Origin of the sequence: Candidatus Chloroploca asiatica (genome assembly GCF_002532075.1) — a bacterium.
Classification (GTDB): domain Bacteria; phylum Chloroflexota; class Chloroflexia; order Chloroflexales; family Chloroflexaceae; genus Chloroploca; species Chloroploca asiatica.
In genome coordinates this window covers 1-907 of the sequence record NZ_LYXE01000065.1, presented here as the reverse complement: position 1 = coordinate 907, position 907 = coordinate 1, and the positions used below count along the sequence as shown (strand labels likewise).

The window sequence follows — 907 nt, the reverse complement described above, 5'->3', positions numbered from 1 at the left end:
TGGCGGGTGCCCCGCCCCGGTACGGGCACCCCTGGCGGGTGCCCCGCCCCGGTACGGGCACCCCTGGCGGGTGCCCCGTTGTATCCGATTTCGTATGATGCAATCGCCCTAGCACTCCCTGATGTCATGCGTAAAAGCTATGAGCCAGCTAAAGCCGGCACTCCGAAGCAAACCGTAGGATCACACAACCACGTTATAGCCGGCTTCCCGCAGCAGCTTGCGCTTATTCAAGAGCCAGAGGCTCAGGCGGTCACGGATAAAGTTACGGGCATTGCGAAAGGCCCGTAACTGCGTCGCTTCGTCGCCTTCGACTGACGACGGATCTTCAAAGCTCCAGTGAACCAACTCGGGCTCGCCAGGGAAGGTCGGACAGGTTTCACGGGCGCGATCACAGACGGTGATGATGACATCAAACTGTTGATCGGTATACTCGCTGACGTGCTTGCTCCGTTGCCCGGTGAGCTCAATATTCACTTCTTGCATCGCCTTGATGGCAAGGGGGTGAATGCCGCTTGGTTCGTTGCCTGCGCTATGTGCCTCGAAATCACCTTTGCCCATCGTGCGGGTCAGTGCCTCGGCCATCTGTGAGCGTGCGGAATTGTGCGTGCAGAGAAAGAGAATGCGCAACGGGTAGTGCATACCATGCCTCCTGTAAGATTTACATCAACTGGTATTGATATTATACAGGCTGCCCGGGCTTTTGTATAGGGAGGAGGTTTGCTTGACCAGGGCGATTGCATCATACGAAACCGGATAAAAAATACGCTCTATGTGGCAGCATGTGCATGCAACCAGCGGCGCAAACGGCGGCCCTGTAGGGCACCCGCAAGGGGTGCCCTGGTGGGGGACAGGGCCGGGGGCCGGGCCTGGTGTACCCCGGTGTACGGGCACCCCTGGCGGGTGCCCT

Annotated in this window: 1 protein-coding gene; it reads right to left on the bottom strand. The window is 59.0% G+C overall.

Annotated features, from left to right (window positions below; translation table 11 throughout):
* Window positions 1-180: 180 nt before the first annotated feature.
* The gene (locus tag A9Q02_RS07335; RefSeq protein WP_097651710.1) at window positions 181-639 is read right to left on the bottom strand and encodes an arsenate reductase ArsC; all 459 of its coding nucleotides are present in this window, start codon (window positions 637-639) and stop codon (window positions 181-183) included.
* Window positions 640-907: the final 268 nt, after the last annotated feature.

Excerpts from the sequence above, each read along its gene's own strand:
- A9Q02_RS07335 (WP_097651710.1), bottom strand. The coding sequence starts at position 639 with ATGCACTACCCGTTGCGCATTCTCTTTCTCTGCACGCACAATTCCGCA.